At 71.8% G+C, this 1,907-nt stretch carries 4 protein-coding genes; all 4 read left to right on the top strand.

Annotation, left to right across the window (positions count from 1 at the left end; all coding sequences use genetic code 11):
- The coding region (locus tag ACV4UX_RS19060; RefSeq protein ID WP_491594856.1) for an AzlC family ABC transporter permease at window positions 1-520 on the top strand (520 nt) is incomplete at its 5' end.
- 16 nt (window positions 521-536) lie between these two features.
- The gene (locus ACV4UX_RS19055) at window positions 537-866 is read left to right on the top strand and encodes an AzlD domain-containing protein (protein WP_491594855.1); all 330 of its coding nucleotides are present in this window, start codon (window positions 537-539) and stop codon (window positions 864-866) included.
- 71 nt (window positions 867-937) lie between these two features.
- Window positions 938-1,135, top strand: coding sequence for a hypothetical protein (locus ACV4UX_RS19050; RefSeq protein ID WP_491594854.1), 198 nt, complete (start codon window positions 938-940; stop codon window positions 1,133-1,135).
- Between the two features lie 106 nt (window positions 1,136-1,241).
- Entirely contained in the window at window positions 1,242-1,874 is a 633-nt protein-coding gene (locus ACV4UX_RS19045; RefSeq protein ID WP_491594853.1) for a hypothetical protein, read from the top strand.
- Window positions 1,875-1,907: the final 33 nt, after the last annotated feature.

The following is a 1,907-nucleotide window of genomic DNA, read 5'->3' as shown; positions in this document are numbered from 1 at the left end:
TGGCGCGCGTGAACAGCCCCGAGCGTGTTGTCCGCCCCATGCGGCGCGAAGGCTCTTCTCGGCGGCGCTCTCGCCGCACCTCTCGGGCTGGCCCAGAAGGCGCATCGCGCGCTTCTGCTTCCAGCTCACGGACGAGACCTTCGCCCTGCACGCCACGCGTTTCAACAACCATCAGCAATCAACGGCAAAGGCCCTGGCCGTCAACGCCTTCTCCCAGCTGGCCTGGATCGCCGGGAGCCTGGCCGGAGCCCTGGCCGGGGGGCTTGTGCCCGACGTGCGCCCCCTGGGGCTGGATTTCGCCCTGCCCGCCATGTTCGCCGTGCTGCTCACCGGGCAACTGGCCGGACGCGCCCACGCGCTTGCCGCCGTGCTGGGGGCCGGGCTGTGCCTCGCGCTCTCGCAGACACCGGCCGCGCCGTGGGCCGTGCTGGCCGGGGCCGTGGCCGCGGCGGGGATCGCCGCCCTGACGCCCTGGGCCGCTCCCCTCGGGCGGGGGGCCAAGTCCGGCGAGGCACGCTGATGCGCAAGGACCCTTCATGGACCAGACCGCCGTCTTCCTGACCATCCTGGGCATGGCCCTGGTCACCTACCTGCCACGGCTCGTGCCCGCACTGTTTTTCGCCTCGCGGCCCATGCCCGAGGCCCTGCGCCGGTTCCCTTCGGTGGTCCCCCCGGCGGTGCTGGGGGCGCTCCTGGCCCAGTCGGTGCTGCTGGAGCGGGGGCAGCCCAAGTTCACGCCGGACAACCTGTTCCTCTGGGCCGCGTTGCTCACGGGGTTCCTGGCGTGGCGCTCGCGGGGGTTCTTCGGCCCGGTGCTGGCGGGCATGGCCCTGGTGGCCGGGGCGCGGGCCTTTCTCGCGGCGTGAGCGTTGCCACGGGGCCGGGGCTGGGCTATGATCGGGTTGCAACCCCTCAACCGGCATGCGAGGAGCACCCCATGGGCATGGAAGCCTTCACCGAGAGCGTATCGATCCGAGGCGAGGACTGTCTGTACGATCCCAAGGCGGGCGTGGCCCTGATCCAGTGCGAGAAGTGCGGCCACATGAACCATGTGGACGTGGAAGTGGTGGATGGTGAACCCAGGTTCTACGGTTTTTCCTGCGAGAACTGCGGCACGTTCAACTCGGCGGACTGACCGGCCGGGACGGCCCGCCGCGAGGGGCTCGCTCCCCGCGCCCTGGCGCGCGGTCCTCTGCTGCGCGCTGGCGGCGCTCCTTCTTGCGGCCTGCGGCCCGGATCCCGTGGAGCGCCTGAAGGCCCTGCCCGACCCCACAACGGGGCCTCCGGCCCCTTGTCAGCCGTCGGCGCAGGGCGCGTCCCGAATCCAGACGCCGGGCGCTTCCCGGCCACAGGCTCAGGGCGCTTCCGGGGCGCTACCGCAAGGCCTTGCCCAGCCCCGGGAGCAGGCGCGGCCCGAGCCAGGCGACCTGTCCCGGCTCCAGACCCAGGCTCCCGGGCGCACCCTGCGCCAGGTGCTGGAGGGCTGTCCCTACTTTTCCCGCGTGAGCTGGAGCGACTATCCCGGGCACGGCCCGCGTCCTCCCAGAGCGCGGGCCACGGGCATCTTCAACCTGGATTCCCTGGTGGGCAAGGCCTCGCAGGGCCGGGCCTTCACCGCGCGCGACCGCGCGGCCCTGACAAAAGCCGGGGCCAATCTCTGCTACGTGATCGAATACGCCTTTCCCGAGGGCTGCCCCCAGGGCGAACGTTCCCTCACGGCCGTGATGATCGTGACCATGGACTGGAGCGAGACCGCCCTGCTGCCCGACGACGCAATGCTCACGGAGATCGCGTCCGGCGTGGCAGGGGAAGCCGTGCTGCGCGCGGCCCTGGACGCGGCGGACTACTGCTGGGCGCGCACGCCGTCGCGCTGACCCTTTCATTCCCGTCCTGTTCCGCCTGTCCCG

The sequence above is a fragment of the Fundidesulfovibrio sp. genome, assembly GCF_058402725.1.
This window is presented reverse-complemented; position numbering and strand designations above follow the sequence as displayed.

Bases quoted from the DNA above. Each gene is read 5' to 3' on its own strand.
- ACV4UX_RS19055 (WP_491594855.1), top strand. From the start codon at position 537: ATGGACCAGACCGCCGTCTTCCTGACCATCCTGGGCATGGCCCTGGTC.
- ACV4UX_RS19050 (WP_491594854.1), top strand. From the start codon at position 938: ATGGGCATGGAAGCCTTCACCGAGAGCGTATCGATCCGAGGCGAGGAC.